General features: G+C 76.3%; 10 protein-coding genes. 6 read left to right on the top strand and 4 right to left on the bottom strand.

All coding sequences use genetic code 11. The features are described from left to right. Positions 1-70: 70 nt before the first annotated feature. Positions 71-1,468: a HEAT repeat domain-containing protein gene (locus ACFWUZ_RS33490; protein WP_384381441.1), complete on the top strand. Its 1,398-nt coding sequence runs from the start codon at positions 71-73 to the stop codon at positions 1,466-1,468. A 245-nt stretch (positions 1,469-1,713) separates the two neighbouring features. On the opposite strand, the gene ACFWUZ_RS33485 is transcribed toward ACFWUZ_RS33490, so the two are convergent. Genes ACFWUZ_RS33485 through ACFWUZ_RS33475 form a run of 3 tightly spaced genes read right to left on the bottom strand, consistent with a single transcriptional unit; the run spans position 1,714 to position 3,993 of the window. Continuing rightward, positions 1,714-2,577, bottom strand: a complete 864-nt coding sequence (locus tag ACFWUZ_RS33485; RefSeq protein WP_384381439.1) for a biotin-dependent carboxyltransferase family protein — start codon at positions 2,575-2,577, stop codon at positions 1,714-1,716. Continuing rightward, complete coding sequence (locus tag ACFWUZ_RS33480) at positions 2,570-3,190, bottom strand: allophanate hydrolase subunit 1 (protein ID WP_384381467.1); 621 nt, start codon at positions 3,188-3,190, stop codon at positions 2,570-2,572. The genes ACFWUZ_RS33485 and ACFWUZ_RS33480 overlap by 8 nt, the downstream gene beginning before the upstream one ends. 8 nt (positions 3,191-3,198) lie before the next feature. Beyond that, entirely contained in the window at positions 3,199-3,993 is a 795-nt protein-coding gene (locus ACFWUZ_RS33475; RefSeq protein ID WP_384381465.1) for a LamB/YcsF family protein, read from the bottom strand. Between the two features lie 115 nt (positions 3,994-4,108). Here ACFWUZ_RS33475 and ACFWUZ_RS33470 point away from each other — a divergent pair, with 115 nt between their 5' ends. The 3 genes from ACFWUZ_RS33470 to ACFWUZ_RS33460 all read left to right on the top strand — a co-directional run bounded on the left by ACFWUZ_RS33470 (position 4,109) and on the right by ACFWUZ_RS33460 (position 11,597). After that, complete coding sequence (locus tag ACFWUZ_RS33470; RefSeq protein WP_384381437.1) at positions 4,109-5,614, top strand: hypothetical protein; 1,506 nt, start codon at positions 4,109-4,111, stop codon at positions 5,612-5,614. Positions 5,615-5,876: 262 nt separating this feature from the next. Then, on the top strand, positions 5,877-6,779 hold the full coding sequence (locus tag ACFWUZ_RS33465) for a hypothetical protein (RefSeq protein ID WP_384381435.1): 903 nt from the start codon (positions 5,877-5,879) through the stop codon (positions 6,777-6,779). A 99-nt stretch (positions 6,780-6,878) separates the two neighbouring features. Next, positions 6,879-11,597: a hypothetical protein gene (locus ACFWUZ_RS33460; RefSeq protein WP_384381433.1), complete on the top strand. Its 4,719-nt coding sequence runs from the start codon at positions 6,879-6,881 to the stop codon at positions 11,595-11,597. Positions 11,598-11,759: 162 nt separating this feature from the next. Here the strand turns inward: ACFWUZ_RS33460 and ACFWUZ_RS33455 are convergent, their stop codons facing one another. After that, a complete protein-coding gene (locus ACFWUZ_RS33455; protein ID WP_384381431.1) occupies positions 11,760-12,212 on the bottom strand; it encodes a hypothetical protein in 453 nt (150 codons plus the stop codon). A 430-nt stretch (positions 12,213-12,642) separates the two neighbouring features. Between ACFWUZ_RS33455 and ACFWUZ_RS33450 the strand changes: the two genes are divergently transcribed. Together ACFWUZ_RS33450 and ACFWUZ_RS33445 are read left to right on the top strand one after the other, a co-directional pair. After that, positions 12,643-15,492 (top strand): nitrate- and nitrite sensing domain-containing protein, encoded by a 2,850-nt coding sequence (locus tag ACFWUZ_RS33450; protein WP_384381429.1) that lies wholly within the window; start codon positions 12,643-12,645, stop codon positions 15,490-15,492. Next, on the top strand, positions 15,489-15,920 hold the full coding sequence (locus tag ACFWUZ_RS33445) for a roadblock/LC7 domain-containing protein (RefSeq protein WP_384381427.1): 432 nt from the start codon (positions 15,489-15,491) through the stop codon (positions 15,918-15,920). The genes ACFWUZ_RS33450 and ACFWUZ_RS33445 overlap by 4 nt, the downstream gene beginning before the upstream one ends. The last annotated feature ends 6 nt before the right edge of the window (positions 15,921-15,926 follow it).

Here is a 15,926-nt window from a genome sequence, read left to right as displayed (position 1 = left end):
ACATGCTGTTACGCGGCCCTGTGAATCCCGATTCCCGGTTGCGTCCCCAGCTTGATTTGAGGCCATTCCCATGTTCGAACCAGTCATAGCACCGAGCGGCACCCTGCTCGGGCTCCTCCAGCGCGGCCGTGGCGACGGCACGCTGCACGCACTCGCGGCACCCCGTACCGAGGCCCTCGCGGCCCTCGACCGGTGCGTGCTCGGCGACCCGCGTCAGGACTGGCAGGTCGAGAACCGCTCCTTGTACTACGCCCGCCTGTACCTGGACCTCGACGGCCCCCTCGGCGCCATCGAGACCCACCTCTTCTGCGCCGAGGACCTCGTCGACGACGAGGAACACCGCACGGGCCTCGCCCTGTCCGTCCTGGGCCACCTGGCCTCGTACGGCCGTGCCGACGCGCTGATGCTGCTGCGCCGGTACGCCGCCTCCGGCGCGAACTGGGCCTGGGCCCTCGACGAGCTGGCCCTGCGCGACGACGACGGGGGACTGCGCTCCCTGGGCGCGTCCGTCGTCGCCCGCTTCCCCGCCACGGCGGAGGGTGAGGCGCGGCTGGCCGCCGCCGTCCGCGACGCCTACGAGCCCCGGCCGTGGTGCCTGTGGGAGGAGTCCCCGGAGTACGGCGAGCGGCTGCGCGCCGCCCGCCGACAGGGGTCCTTCGACCGCTGGCAGCGCCAGCTGACCCCGAACGGCCCCCGGCCCGGCTGGGGCGTCCAGGCCGTCTTCGACTGGGCCGCCGACGGACTGCGCCGCGGGACACCGCTGCACGTGCCCGCAGCACGCTGCCTCGCCGCCGTGGCCGCCCCCGAGGACCGCTCCGCCATCTTCGAAGCCGCCGCCGGAGCCGCCGGCGAGGCCGCCCGGGCCACCGCCCTGCACCACCTGGTCCTCGCCGAGCCGGAGAACCCGGCCGTGCTGGACCTCATCGAAGCCGCCGCCGACGAGCCCGCCGTGGCCGCCTACGAGCGCATGTGCGGCCCCGCCGCCCTCGACCGGGCCCGGCGCTGGATCCACCGCCCCGACGCGCTGGGCGCAGCCGCGGCCGCCGTCCTGGCCTCCCGCGGCGGGGCCGAGGACGCCGGACTCGTCCTGGGCGCCCTGCGCTCCACGGTCCGCGGCTCCGGCCCGGACACCCGGCGGCTGTACGCCCTGGTCGACGGAGCGGGCCGCCTCGCCATCGGCTGCGCCGCCCCCGTCCTGCGGCACATCTACCGCGAAACGGCCTCGTCCCACCTGCGCGGCAGGGCCGCGCGCGCCCTCGCCAGCACCGACCCCACCTTCGCGGCGGGCTTCGCGGTCGAATGCCTCTGGGACTGCGAGGAGACCACCCGCGAGGTGGCCGCCCGCCACGCCGAGACCGCCGACGCCCGGGTGGCGCCCCGCCTGCGCCGCCTGGCCTCCGATCCCGCCGAGGAAGAGGACGTGCAGTCGGCCGTACGCAGCCGGATCGCCCCGGAATCGGCCGTCTGACAGCCGTCCGGCAGTCGGCGGCCGGCCCCGGCCGCCGCGCACGCACCGCGCCCCCGGTCCGGGAACGGACCGGGGGCGCGGCTGCCGCCGGGTAGGACCGGTGGCTACGGCGTGCGCGGGACGCCCGGCGCTGTGGACGGCGTAGCCGGGCACGGGCCGGACGCCCGCCGTCGGGTCGGACGCCAGGTGCGGGCCGGCGACCCGGCGGGTGACGAGGACGGCGTCGCCGTGTTCGGCGGGGAAGCTCACCGGCTCCGCGTGAACCGGACCGGGATCCCCGGTCTGGCCTGGGCCGCCGCGTCCAGTGCCGCCGCCGGGACCACGCCCACCACCGGGTAGCCGCCCGTCACCGGGTGGTCGGCCAGGAACACCACCGGCAGGCCGTCCGGCGGTACCTGGACCGCGCCCAGGACCATGCCCTCGCTCGGCAGCTCACCGGGGCGCGCGCGCACCAGGGCGCTGCCCGCCTCCGTGCGCAGGCCGATGCGGTTGGACATCGCCGAGACCCGGAACCGCGCACGCCACAGGTCCGCGAGCGAAGCCCGCGTGAACCAGTCCGCCCGCGGCCCGAGCCGGAGCGGGAGCAGGAGCTCCGCAGGCGCCCCGGGCAGGGCGCAGACGTCCGCCCCGCCGACGGGACCGGGCCCCGGCCGGCCCACCGGCAGGAGCATCCCGGCGGCCACGACGGCCGGGCCCAGCCCCGACAGCAGGTCCGTCGAGCGGCTGCCCAGCACCGGCGGGACGGCCAGGCCGCCCCGCACGGCGACGTACCCGCGCAGCCCCGACTCCGCCCGGCCCACCTCCAGCTCCGCCCCGGCCGGCAGCCGGACCGGAGCTCCCCAGGCCGCCGGGCGCCCGTCCACCCGTACCGCGCAGGGCGCCCCGGTGACGGCCACCGTCACCGGGGCCAGGGCACGCAGCCCCACCCCGTCCGAGGTCGTCTCCAGGGCCGCCGCGTCCGGCGGGTTGCCGAGCAGCCGGTTGGCCCGTACGTACGCCCCCGTGTCCAGCGCCCCCGAGCGGGGCACCCCCAGGTGCGCGTGGCCCGGCCGGCCCAGGTCCTGGACCGTGGTCAGGGCCCCCGGCCGGACCACCAGCAGCTCACTCATCGCCGTCCTCCGTGAACCGCACCCGTACCCCCGGCGCGAACAGTGCCGCGGGTTCCCGCGCCGGGTCCCAGAGCACCGCCCGGGTGGACCCGATCAGCTGCCAGCCGCCGGGGGAGGAGCGCGGGTACACCCCCGCGTACTCGCCCGCCAGCGCCAGCGAGCCCGCCGGAACGGCCGGCCGGGGCGTGTCCCGGCGCGGCAGGCGCAGGTGTTCAGGCAGCCCCGTCAGATAGCCGAAGCCGGGCGCGAACCCGCAGAAGGCCACCCGGAAGACGAGACCGCCGACGATGCCCGCGACCTCCGGAGCCGCCACCCCCCACCGCTCCGCCACCTCCGCCAGGTCCGGACCGTCGTACCGCACCGGCACGGTCACCAGCGGCCCCTCGGTCTCCGCGAGCGGCGGCACCTCCCAGCCCGCGATCCGGGCCGCCAGCGCCGAAGGATCGCGTACGCCGTCCAGCAGCACGGTCCGGGCCGCGGGCACCACGTCCCGTACGCCGCCCAGCTCGCCCGCGTCCCGCCGCCGCAGCACCTCGGCGTGGAGCGCCGCCACGTCCGCGGCCGACCCCAGCTCGATCAGCAGCCCCTCCGCCCCCACGGGCAGCGCACGCATCCTCAGGCTCACGCGAAGGCCTCCACCCGGATCCCGGCCGCCTCCAGCGCCGCGCGCACGCGCAGCGCGATCCCCGCCGCCCCGGGGGTGTCCCCGTGCAGGCACAGGGAGCGCGCGGCCACCGCCACCGGGGAGCCGTCGCACGCCGCGACCGTCCCCTCGGCGGCCAGCCGCACGGCCCGCTCGACGACCGCGTCCGGGTCGTGCACCACCGCGCCCGGCTCCCCGCGCGGCACCAGCGTCCCGCCCGGCGTGTACGCCCGGTCGGCGAAGGCCTCGGCTACGGGAGCCAGCCCGGCCTCCGTCGCGGCCGCGAGCAGCAGCGATCCCGGCAGCCCCAGGACCGGCAGCCCGGCCGGCCCGGCGGCCAGGCGCACGCCCGCGACCACGGCCGCCGCCTGGTCCGCGTCGTGCACGGTGCGGTTGTAGAGCGCGCCGTGCGGCTTCACGTACGACACCCGGGAGCCCGCCGCCCGCGCGAAGACCTCCAGCGCCCCGATCTGATAGGCCACCTCGTCCGCCAGTTCACCGGGCGGCACGTCCATGGAGCGCCGCCCGAACCCCGCCAGGTCCCGGTAGGAGACCTGCGCCCCGATCCGTACCCCCCGCTCGGCGGCCAGCTCGCAGACCCGGCGCATGATGGACGGGTCCCCGGCGTGGAAGCCGCAGGCCACGTTGGCGCTCGTGACGACGGAGAGCAGCGCCTCGTCGTCGGTCAGCGTCCAGCGGCCGAACCCCTCGCCGAGGTCGGCGTTCAGGTCGGTCGGGACGGCGGGCCCGGGGACGGCCGAGGGTGTGATCATGGAAGCCATGCGGCGAGCGTAGAACAGCGCGCACGCCGTCTCCCCCGAGGCCGGGACGATCCGGCCGAACCATGCCGTTTGGGATGTTGTCAGGGTCAGCGCCTAGTCTTTGTCCGTGACTCTCCCCGCCCCGGCGAAGACCCTTCCGTCCCCGGCGCCGGGCCCGGCCGCCGACGAGGGCCTGGCCCGGCGGCTCCGCGCCCTCGCCTGCACCGCCCCGCTCCACGACCTCGACGTACGCAAGGCCAATCTGGCCGGCGAGTACGGGGTCTACGCGATGGCGGAGGTCGCCCTGGCCGCGATCGACCTGGTCACGCTCAACATGGACTTCGACACCGGCGCCGACCACGAGCAGATAGTGGCCAGACTGCTGCCCCGGGTCGCCGCCCAGGCCCCGGGCCGTCCGGCGGCCGAGCACGAGCGGGTGGCCCGCTGGGTGCTGGAGAACCTGATCAACGTCGGCAGCGTGGACCGCGGCTTCCGCGCGATCTACGGCACCTTCGGCCCGGACGGGGTCTACGTCCGCCGCGACTACGACTTCAAGCTGATCGAAGAGGTCCCGGGCTACGGCGGCGCCGTCTACCTGCGCACCACCGACGAGGCCGTGAACGTCCTCGTCGGCGCCCTCGACACCGACGTCACCAGCGCGCAGATCGCCGCCGAGGTCAAGCTGGAGGTGCTGATCAGCCGCGGGCGGCTCGCGGACGCCCAGCTCGCCGCGGAACAGGCCCGGTACCGGACCGTGCAGTACGCCGAGACCCTGCGCCGCACCCTGGACGCGACCCGGCGCAACGTCCGGGCGGTGGACTGGCTCCAGGCCGTCCCCGACATGATCGCGGAAGCCCTCGACCACGTCGCCGACCGCTACCGCCACGAGAACGCGATCCTCACCAACATCCGCAAGGCGCGCGACGAGGCGGAGGAGCCCGAGAACAAGCGGCGCGCCGCCGAACTCGTCGACATCGTCAAGGACTGCATCCGCCGCCACACCCAGCTCCAGTCCCGGCTGCTCGACGCCGGACCGCTCTTCCGCGCCGAACAGGACCGGCAGGCCTTCGCGGCCCCCGCCCCGCGTTCCGGCATCGACCTGTACGGGCAGCTCGTCGCCCCGCTGCTGCCGCTGCCCCTCGCCCAGGCGGGCCGGGTCACCGACGCGTTCTTCGCCTCCGGCGCGGGGTTGCGCACCCCGGTCTCCGTGCGGGTGGCCGACCTGGTGGACATACTGCTCACCCCGCCCGTGGAGCGGGAGCACCTCGGCGCGGAGATGCCGGAGCCGGACCTCATCGCCACCCCGGACGACAGCCGCTTCAGCGAGGAGCAGCTCGCCCGCGCGACGGAGCTGCTGAACCTGCCGCACGACGCGCCGCGCCGGCTGTCCGGGCTCCTGGCCGAGGCCCGCCGCACCGATCCCGAACTGCCGTACCTGGTGGCGCTGCTCGCCGTGCACGCGGCGAGCCCGGCCGTGGGGACGGCGTACCGCCAGGGCGAGGAGCGGCTGCTCTTCGCGGTGGACGACGGCACCGCCCTCGACGACCCCGAGTTCGGCGGGGCCGACCTGATCGTCGGCACGGCCCTGCTGGACGCCGCGGGCATGGCGGCCGACCGGGCGGAGGCGTCATGACGCCGGCGCCGCTGTCGCCGCCGTCGTCGTCTCTGCCGCCGCTGCCGTCTCTGCTGCTGTCGCCGCCGCCGTCTCTGCCGCCGCCGTCGTTTCGGTCGACTTTGCTGTCGTCGTCGCTGCGGTGCGGCCCTCCGGGTCTTGCCCCCGTACCGCGGCCCGGCCGGACCGGCCGCCGCACCCGGGCTGCCGGGGCCGCCGGCCCCGAACCGGCCGCCGTACCGCACGCCCTCCCCACCACCCGTACCGCCGAGGAGACCCGCCCGTGAGCGACCGCCACGCCGAGCACCCCGCGTGGAGCGAGCCCGACGCGCCGTCGGCTCCCGTCGCGCACGCCCCCGCCGGGGCACTGACCCCCGCCGACGCCGCCGACGCGGCCCGGCTCGTCGCGCTGGGGCTCCAGCCCAAGCTGCTCCCGGCCCGCGACGCCGAGTACGCCGAACTGCTGCGCCGCTACCGCGAGGACCCCGCCTTCGGCCGGCTCGCCGACGCCGTCGCCACCGGCCTCGGGCTCATCGTGCTGGAGGTGTCGCCCCGTGCGGGCATGGCCGTCGCCGCCGGCGAGGACTCCGTGTTCGCCGTCCGCATGGGCGACTACGCCCGCCGCACCGCCGCCGACTCCGCGGACCGCTTCCTGCACGGCCTCGCGCACCTGGCCGTCGCCGCCCTCGCCTTCCCCCGCCCCGAGGACCTCGCCGACGACGGCTACATCGGCCGCGTCACCGTCAACGGGGTCGACGCCTTCGTCCGTCAGACCTGCCGGCGCCTGGAGGAGCGCGCCGAGGAGCTGGGCGAGAACACCGACCCCGCCACCGACGCCCCCGGCCTGGAGGCCGCCTGGCGCGTCTACGCCCGGCGCAGCGCGACCGGCGCCACCAAGGACGCCCGCCGCCTGGCCGGCTCCACCACCGGCATCGTCGGCAAGGCCGCCGCCTTCCTCACCGACTCCGGTTTCCTCCAGCGCACCGGGGACGACGCCGGAGGCACCTACCGGACCACCCCCCGCTACCAGCTCCAGGTCCGCGACATGGCGGGCAGCGCGGCCATGGCCGAGCTCCTGGAACTCGGCGTGGTCCCCGTCAGCGACGGCTCCGCCACCCTCCTGCCGCCGCCCGAGGGCGACGACCTGGAACTGGCCGCCGACGCCGGACTCCCCTTCCACGCCTGAGCCCCCGCACCCCCGAGCAGCCGCCGCCCGCCCGCCCTTTCGCCGCCCGCCCGTCCTGCCCTCCGTACGACCCACGAGAGACCACGAGAGTCCGCCGCCATGTACGAGCTGTCCCGGATCCGCCTCTACTCCATCGGGCCCGCCGGCGCGCGCTACGCCGACACCGTGCTCGACCTGCGCGGAGTCGGCGAGCCGGTGCCCCACCCGGCACCCACCCAGGCGGAGTTCTTCGAGGACGAGCCCACCGGCCCGCCGCGCCGTCCCGCGCCCGCCGGAGTGCTCTTCCTGGAGAACGGCGGCGGCAAGTCCGTCCTGCTCAAGCTGATCTTCTCGGTGATGCTGCCGGGCCACCGCAACACCCTCGGCGGCGCCAGCTCCGGCGTGCTGCGCAAATTCCTGCTCGCCGACGACTGCGGCCACGTCGCCCTGGAGTGGCAGCACACCCAGACCGGCGAGTGCCTGGTCGTCGGCAAGGTCAGCGAATGGCGGGGCCGCCAGGTCTCCAACGACCCGCGCAAGTTCGCCGAGGCCTGGTACTCCTTCCGCCCCGGCCCCGGCCTCAGCCTCGACAGCCTGCCCGTCGCCGAGGCCACCGCCGTCCGCCCCTCCGCCGAAGGCGCCTCCGGCGCGCAGGGCCGGCGCCGCACCATGAAGGGCTTCCGCGACGCCCTCACCGAGGCGGGCAAGGCTTACCCCCACCTCGAAGTGGCGTGGGAGGAGATCCACGACCGCTGGAACGAGCACCTCACCGAACTCGGCCTCGACCCGGAGCTCTTCCGCTACCAGCGCGAGATGAACGCCGACGAGGGCGAGGCCGCCGGCCTCTTCGCGGTCAAGAAGGACTCCGACTTCACCGACCTCCTGCTGCGCGCCGTCACCGACACCCGCGACACCGACGGGCTCGCCGACCTCGTCCACGGCTTCGGCAACAAGCTCGGCCGCCGCGCCGAGCTGATGGCCGAACGGGACTTCACCGCGGGCTCCGTGGACCTGCTCACCAAGATCGTCGAGGCGGCCGGGACCCGCTCCCGGCTCCGTGACGTCCACGCGGGCGCCGAACGCCGTACGCGCACCCTCGCCCGGCGGCTGTCCGCCCGGGCCACCGAGGAACGCGGCCGCGCCGCCGACCTCGCCCAGCGCGTCACCGCCGCCGCCCACGAGGTCACCGCCGCCGAATCGGCGCGAGCCCGCAGCGCTGCGGTCTCCGCCGAACTCGCCTACCGGCACGCCTCGCTGGCCCTGACCGTCGCCGACAAGGCCGCGGCCGCCCAGCGCCGCGAGCTCCTGGAGGCCCGCACGCTCCACTCCGCCTGGCAGGCCGCCGAGACCGTGCTGCGCCACCGCGCCGCCGCCGACCGCTCCGCCCGGGTCGCCGCGGCGATCCTCGAAGCCGAGCGGGACGCGGCCCCCGCGCTCGCCGCCCGCGCCACGGCCGCCGCCGACCTCGTACGCGCCCTGCACACCGCGGCCGAGCACGGCGAACGCCTCGCCAACGAGGAGGAGGAGCGCTCGGCCGTCCTGCAGGACGCCGGGGAGGCCGCCCACCGCGACGCCACCGCCGCCGCCACGGCCGCCCAGCGGGCCCGCAGCGAGGCCGAACACCTCCGTTCGCGCCTCGGCGAGGTCCAGCAGGAGACCGCCGAGGCCGTCCGCGCGGGCTGGCTCGACGACTCCGCCCCGGACGCCGACCCGGCCCGTGCCGCCCTCGCCGCCGCCGATGCGGAGCAGACCGCCGTGGCCGCCTGGGACGAGGCCCGCGAAGCCTCCAGGGCCGCCTCCGAAGCCGCCCGGGAGGCCGCCGCCGCGGAGTCCCGCTCCGAACTCACCGCCGCCCGCGCCGCCGACGCGGCCGAGGCAGCCGAAGCCGCCCACGAGGCGGAACACCGTACGGCCGCCGCCCTCGCCGCCGCACCGCGGCTGACCGAGCTGCTCGGCCTCCCGTCCGCCCCCGACGCCCCGGTCCCCGCGCCCCGCGCGGGCGACGGCTCCGCCGCCGGCGCTGCGGACGGGCAGCCCCGCGCCGGCGGTTCCGGCCCCGGCGCCGCCCCCGGTGGCGCCTCGCCGACCGCGGCCCGTGCCGCGCTGGCCACCGCCACCGGGCAGCTCACCGCGGAGGACCTCGACCGGGGCGCCGACGAGCTGCGCGCCCTGCTCACCGACGCGGTCGCCTCGGCGGAGCGCCAGCTGTTCGAGCTGCGCACCGCGGCCGCGGACGACGCCCGGATCCTCGGGGCGCTCGGCGACGGCGGCCTGCTGCCGCCCGGCCCCGACGTCCTCGCCACCGTCGAGTACCTCGGCGAGCACGGCATCCCCGCCCTCCCGGGCTGGCGCTACCTCGCCCAGTCCGTGGACCCCGCCGACCACGCCGCCGTCCTCGCGGCCCGCCCCGAACTCGTCGACGGCGTCGTCATCACCGACCCCGACACCCACAGCCGCGCCCGCGAGGTCCTCTCCGGCGCGGCCCTGCTGCCGCGCTCCACCGTCGCCGTCGGTACCGCCGCCGCCCTGCTGGCACCCGTACCGGCCGCCGACCCCGACACGGCCGCGGCCGCCATCTTCATCGTCTCCCCGAACCCGGCCATGCACGACGAGCAGGCCGCCGACGAGGAACGCCAAGCCCTGCGCACCCGCGCCACGGACCGCGACGCCGAGATCCGTGACCTGGCAGCCCGCCTCTCCGGGGACCGCGAACTCGCCGCCCGTCTCGCCTCCTGGCGCACCGGCTGCCCGCCCGGCCGCCTCGCCGAGCTCGCCCAGCAGGCCGCAGCGGCCCGTACCTTCGCCGAGGAGGCCGACGCCGAGCTCGCGGAGGCCCGTACGGTCCGCGCCGAGGCCGAGGAGGCCGCCGCCGACGCCACCCGCGTCCGCGACGAGCGCCAGGACACCGCCCAGCGCGCCCGCCGGGTCGCCGACGCCCTCGCGGGCCTCGCCTTCAGGCTGCGCGAACGCGCCGGCTGGCAGGCCCGGCTCCGCGAACTCGCCGACGACGCCGCCGAGTCCGAGGCCCGCGCCGAGGTCTGCCTGGACCGGGCCCGCGCCGCCGACGAGGACCGCCGCGCCGCCCAGCGGGCCGCCGACGACGCCCGGCGCACCGCCCGCGCCCTGCGCGCGGAGCGCGCCGAGATCGCCGGCGCCCCCGACCCGCTCCCCGAGGACGACGGCGCCCCCAAGTCCCCGCTGCCCGACCTCCGCGAGGCCTACCGCGCCGCCTCCCAGCTCTACGAGAAGGTCGGCGTCGGCGCCGACCTGCGCGCCGAGCAGGCCCGCGCCGAGAGCGACGAGAGCGCCGCACTCGCCGAACTCGACCGCCTCACCAACAAGGTCCGCACCCGCGCCGCCCAGCTCCTCGAAGGCACCGACGGCGCCGACGGCCCCTCCCGCCAGGCGGCCGCCGCCCGCGCCGAATCCCTCGTGCAGATGCTGGAGACCCGCGCCTCCCAGGCCAGCGAACAGCTCGGCCGACTGCGGGGCGAGGCCGAGCGGCACGCCCCCGCCGAGGGTGAGGCGCACACCGAACTGCCCGAGGACATGGTCCCGGCGGACGTCGACCAGGCACAGGGCCTGCTGCGTACGGCCACCGCCCAGCTCGCCGCCCACACCGCCGCGGTGGAGCACGCCCGCGCCGCCCACGCGGACCTGCTGCGCGCCCACCGGGCCGCCGAGGACGGAGCCGGCGGCTTCGACGAGACCGCGGCCCTCCTGCGCGACCTGCTGCGCGACCACACGCACCCGGAGGACGAGCAGGAGCCGGCCGCGCACCCGGGCACCCTGGAGGAGGCCCGGCAGTCGGCCGCCGAGGCCCGCCGCTCCCTGCGCGGCTGCGCCACCGAGCTCTCGGCCGCCGAGTCCGCGCTGCGCGAGGCGAGCGACATCCTGGTCCGGCACGCCAACGCCACCCGCTACGAGCAGGTACGCACCCCCGCGCGCCAGCAGATCCGCGAACTGCCCGCCTCCGCCCTGCCCGAACACGCGGCGGCCTGGGCGGCGGCCTTCGCCCCCCGGCTGCGCGTCCTCACCGACGAGCTGGAGCAGCTGGAGCGCAACCGCGACAGCATCGTCGACCGGCTGCGCGGCCTCGTCGAATCGGCCCTGGCCACCCTGCGGTCCGCGCAGCGGCTGTCCCAGCTGCCGGAAGGCCTCGGCGAGTGGTCGGGCCAGGAGTTCCTGCGCATCCGCTTCGAGGAGCCCGACCAGGCGACCCTCACCGAGCGCCTCGGCGAGGTGATCGACGAGGCCACCCGGGCGGCGGTGAAGAAGAACAGCACCGCCTCCTTCGGCGAGGGCCGCCGTGACGGCATGTCCCTGCTGCTGCGCGCCGTCCAGGCGGCGCTGGAGCCCAAGGGCATCTCCGTCGAGATCCTCAAGCCGGACGCGGTGCTGCGCGCCGAGCGGGTCCCGGTCGGGCAGATGGGAGACGTCTTCTCCGGCGGGCAGCTGCTGACCGCGGCGATCGCCCTGTACTGCACGATGGCGGCGCTGCGCAGCAACGACCGGGGCCGGGACAAGCACCGCCACGCGGGCACGCTGTTCCTGGACAACCCCATCGGCCGCGCCAACGCCACGTACCTGCTGGAGCTGCAGCGCGCCGTCTCCGACGCGCTCGGCGTCCAGCTGCTGTACACGACCGGCCTGTTCGACACCACGGCCCTCGCCGAGTTCCCGCTGGTCATCCGGTTGCGCAACGACGCGGACCTGAGGGCGGGCCTGAAGTACATCAGCGTGGAGGAGCACCTGCGCCCGGGCCTTCCGCAGCAGTCCACCGAGGGGGAGACCATCCACGGCGAGATCACGGCCACCCGGATGTTCCGCCGCAGCTGACCCTGCCGTGGCGACGCGGCTCCGTACGCGGCCGCCCCTGGGATGCGCCGACGATCGCGGCCCCGGCGACCGGCCCCGCCCCGGCGACCGGGCGCGTCGACCGGGCCCGGCGACGGCGTTCGCCGACCCGGCGCGACCCGGGGCCGGGATCGGCCGGGGGGCCTAGCGGCGCCCGAAGGCCGTCAGGGGCCCGTCCTCGCGGCGTATGCGCCCCGCGCCGGGTCCGCGCGCGGCCCGGGCCGCGCGCGCCGCCCGGCCGGCCTCGCGGCGGCGGGTCCGCGCCGTGCTGCTCGGCTCGGACAGGACCCCGTACCGCTGGTTCCACGCCTGCCGGGTGATCCACACGTCCAGGACGCCCCAGGTGGCCACGATCGTCCCCGCGACCGCGGCGAGCGCCATCGGGAAGGCCAGCCACGAGCCCGTGAGCGTGAGGAAGAAGCTGATCGTCGCCTGGGTCAGGGTCACGGCCACGATCAGCACCGCCCGCACCGCGGACGCCCTCACCGGGTCCGGCATCCGGCGCCTGCGGGCCGGCTCCTCCACCCACAGCCCGCGCCCCTGCCCGTCCGCCCCCGTCCCGCCGTCCCGGCGTCCGTAGCCCTCGTCACTGCTCATGGTCCGCTCCCTCCCCACCACGCGGTCCGCCATCCGTCCCTGCCCGCCGCGCGACGTCCGTCAGGACACCTGTCCCAGACGTCTACCCAGACGTCCGTCCCATGCGTCCCCTCGAACAGACAGACGTACGGCGGCGTCGGGAGATTCCCGCATCGCGGACACCTCACCGGGCCGGGTGATGCCGGAACACACAATTCCAGCCATCCATCCGATTGCGGGAACCGACGCCTCACCGAGTGTCATCTGCCGCATATCGGGCGGCTCTTGACCGGAAGTATCGGACAACTGGTGATCTTCGTCCAGGGGTCCGGCCGAAAACGTTTGGACACGCCTTCGAGGCCGCTCCGTGGCAGTAGTAGGCTCACGCCGTTTAAATGACGGAACACCGACCTCCGACAACGGGGTTGAGCTGGGGGAGGCTGGGGAGGCCATGCGCTTTCGCGGGAAGTCCATCCGCCGGAAGATCGTGGCGTTGCTCCTTGTGCCGCTCGTCTCCCTGACCGCCCTCTGGGGCTTCGCCACGGTCATCACCGGCCGCCAGGCCGTCCAGCTCCTCGATGTCGCCTACGTCATCGAGAAGGTCGGCTATCCCATCGAGGACGTCGTCCGCGTCGTCCAGAAGGAACGCCGCCAGAGCCTCGTCGTCCTCGGCGACCCCCGTTCCTCGGCCGCCACCGCCGAACTCGCCAAGAACCGCGCCGCCACCGACGAGGTCGTCGAGCAGATCAGCGCGAACGCCCGGGACCCCGAGGTCACCGACGAGCTGAGCACCCCGAACGCCCAGCGGCTGCGCACCATCCTCGCCGCCTTCCACGGCATCAGCGCCCTGCGCCACTCCGTCGACCAGAACACCCTCGACCCCGGCCAGGCCCTGGAGCTCTACAGCCGCCTCGTCGACCCCTGCTACGACTTCCTCATGAACCTCCACGCGCTGGAGGACGTCGAGATGGACAAGCAGGGGCGCGCCCTCGTCGGCATCACCCGGGCCCGCGAGGCCTTCTCGCGCGAGGACGCCGTCATCGCTTCCGCCCTCGCCGCCCACAGCGTCAGCGCCACGGACATCCGCAACGTCTCCGACTTCTCCGCCAACCGCAGGCTGCTGTACGAGTTCAACCTCGCGATCCTCCCGGCCGCCGACCGCCGGCGGTTCGAGGAGTACTGGGCCGGCAGCGACACCAAGGCGCTGCGCGACGCGGAGGAAAGGTTCCTCTCCGGCGGGACGTCCAAGAACCCCCGGATCACCGCCGCCCAGTGGGACGAGGCCGCCGCCAAGGTCCTCGACGACCTCGCCGTCATGGGCACCGCCGCCGGAGACCGCTACCAGAAGCGCGTCGAACCCGTCGCCATGGACGTCCTCGTCCAGGCCGCCGTCGCCGGAGTCCTCGGCTTCATCGCCCTGACGGTCTCCCTGGTCCTCTCCGTACGCATCGGCCGCGACCTGGTCCGCGACCTGTCCCGGCTCCGCAAGGAGGCCCACGAGGCCTCCGGGGTCCGGCTGCCCTCCGTGATGCGCCGCCTCGCCGCCGGGGAGCACGTGGACGTGGAGACCGAGGCACCGCGCCTGGAGTACGAGAAGGACGAGGTCGGCCAGGTCGGCCAGGCCCTCAACAGCCTCCAGCGCGCCGCCGTCGAGGCCGCCGTCAAACAGGCCGAGTTGCGCAAGGGCGTCTCCGAGGTCTTCGTCAACCTGGCCCGCCGCAACCAGGTCCTGCTGCACCGCCAGCTGACCCTCCTCGACACCATGGAACGCCGTACGGAGGACAGCGAGGAGCTGGCCGACCTCTTCCGCCTCGACCACATGACCACCCGCATGCGCCGCCACGCCGAAGGCCTGGTGATCCTCTCCGGCGCCGCGCCCTCCCGCCAGTGGCGCAAGCCCGTCCAGCTCATGGACGTCGTACGGGCCGCCGTCGCCGAGGTCGAGGACTACGAGCGCATCGAGGTGCGCCGTCTCCCGCGCCTGGGCATCGCCGGGCCCGCCGTCGCCGATGTCACCCACCTCGTCGCCGAACTGCTGGAGAACGCCACGGTGTTCTCGCCTCCGCACACCGCGGTCCAGGTGCACGGCGAGCGCGTGGCCAACGGCTTCACCCTGGAGATCCACGACCGCGGCCTCGGCATGAACCCGGAGGCGCTCCTCGACGCGAACCTCCGGCTCGCCGAGACCCCCGAGTTCGAACTCTCCGACACCGACCGCCTCGGCCTGTTCGTCGTCAGCCGCCTCGCCCGCCGCCACAGCGTCAAGGTGGTCCTCCAGCGCAGCCCGTACGGGGGCACCACCGCGGTGGTCTTCCTCCCGGCCGCCCTGCTCACCGAGGCCCCCGAGACCAACGGCACGGGTGTCCGGCTGGACGCGGCCCGCGGCGGCCGGCCCGCGCGGCCCCGTACGATCCCGTCCGCCCGGACCGCCCCCGCGGTGGAGCGCGCCCCGTCCGGCCGCCCCCTGCCGGCCGCCGACTTCCGCGGCCCGGTCGAGCTGGAAGCCCCCCTCGGAGCCTTCGGCCTGGACCCGGTCGACGGACTCGACGACCCCGCCGTCCCCGACGCGGGCACCGGCGGCGCTCCCCGCCCGGCCATGGCCACCCTCGACGACGAGACCCCGCCGAACGGCACGCCGCGCAGCGCCCTGCTCGGGCTGCGCCCGGCGGACCGGCCGCACACCGACCGGCACGCGGAGCGGGGCGGCGCCTGGAAGGGCGACCGCGACGGCTTCCGCGAGGGCTTCCGCGACCGCGACGGCAGCCGCGACGCGGCCCGGCACGCAGGCCGGTCCGCCGACCGGCACCCCGCCGGCGACCGCGAGCCGCTGGCCCCGACCGGCCCGGTCCGCCTGGAGAGCCCGCGCCGGGACCCGGCCCGCCCCGAGGGCGCCCGTACCGGCGGGGCCGTGCCGCTCCCGCGCCGCCGCCCCGCCCCGACCCTGGTCGCCCAGCACGGCCGCCGCGTGGAGCCCCGTCCGGTCTCCGCGGTCCCGCAGCCCCCGGCCGGATCCGAGGCCGGCGAAGCGCAGCCCGGTCCGGGCGGCCCGGTGCTGCCCCGGCGCGTCCGCCAGGCCAGCCTGGCACCCCAGCTCAAGAACTCCGGGGCCCCTGCCCCCGCGGCCCGCGAGGCGGATCCCGTACCCGACCGTGACGCGGAGGAGGTGCGGTCCCGGATGTCCGCACTCCAGCGCGGCTGGACGGCGGGCCGCCACCAGCAGGCACAGCAGCAGTCCGAGGCCGAGGCAGGCACCCCCGCCGCCGGAGGTCCCGCGCACGAGAACGAAGGGGACGGTCGATGACCGCACCGCAGACCGGCAACGACAGCAGGGGCCGCGGCTCCGGCCCGCTCAACTGGCTCCTCGACGAGCTCGTCGACCGGGTCGGGAGCATCCGCAAGGCGGTGGTCCTGTCCGGGGACGGCCTGCCCACCGGCAGCTCACAGGACCTGACCCGGGAGGACAGCGAGCACCTGGCGGCGGTGGCCTCCGGCTTCCACAGCCTGGCCAAGGGCGTCGGCCGGCACTTCGAGTCCGGAACGGTGCGCCAGACCGTCGTCGAGCTGGACGAGGCCTTCCTCTTCGTCATGGCGGCCGGTGACGGCAGCTGCCTGGCCGTCCTGTCCGACGCCGACTCCGACGTCGGCCAGGTCGCGTACGAGATGACGCTGATGGTCAAGCGGGTGGGCGACCACCTGGCGACCGCCCCGCGCACCGGGCTGCCAACCTGAGGGTGA

The organism is Streptomyces sp. NPDC058646 (assembly GCF_042716875.1).
GTDB lineage: Bacteria > Actinomycetota > Actinomycetes > Streptomycetales > Streptomycetaceae > Streptomyces.
This window is presented reverse-complemented; position numbering and strand designations above follow the sequence as displayed.

What these genes read in the sequence shown, in the direction of transcription:
- ACFWUZ_RS33490 (WP_384381441.1), top strand. Translation starts at nt 71, where the DNA reads ATGTTCGAACCAGTCATAGCACCGAGCGGCACCCTGCTCGGGCTCCTC.
- ACFWUZ_RS33485 (WP_384381439.1), bottom strand. Translation starts at nt 2,577, where the DNA reads ATGAGTGAGCTGCTGGTGGTCCGGCCGGGGGCCCTGACCACGGTCCAG.
- ACFWUZ_RS33480 (WP_384381467.1), bottom strand. Translation starts at nt 3,190, where the DNA reads ATGCGTGCGCTGCCCGTGGGGGCGGAGGGGCTGCTGATCGAGCTGGGG.
- ACFWUZ_RS33475 (WP_384381465.1), bottom strand. Translation starts at nt 3,993, where the DNA reads ATGATCACACCCTCGGCCGTCCCCGGGCCCGCCGTCCCGACCGACCTG.
- ACFWUZ_RS33460 (WP_384381433.1), top strand. Translation starts at nt 6,879, where the DNA reads ATGTACGAGCTGTCCCGGATCCGCCTCTACTCCATCGGGCCCGCCGGC.
- ACFWUZ_RS33455 (WP_384381431.1), bottom strand. Translation starts at nt 12,212, where the DNA reads ATGAGCAGTGACGAGGGCTACGGACGCCGGGACGGCGGGACGGGGGCG.
- ACFWUZ_RS33450 (WP_384381429.1), top strand. Translation starts at nt 12,643, where the DNA reads ATGCGCTTTCGCGGGAAGTCCATCCGCCGGAAGATCGTGGCGTTGCTC.
- ACFWUZ_RS33445 (WP_384381427.1), top strand. Translation starts at nt 15,489, where the DNA reads ATGACCGCACCGCAGACCGGCAACGACAGCAGGGGCCGCGGCTCCGGC.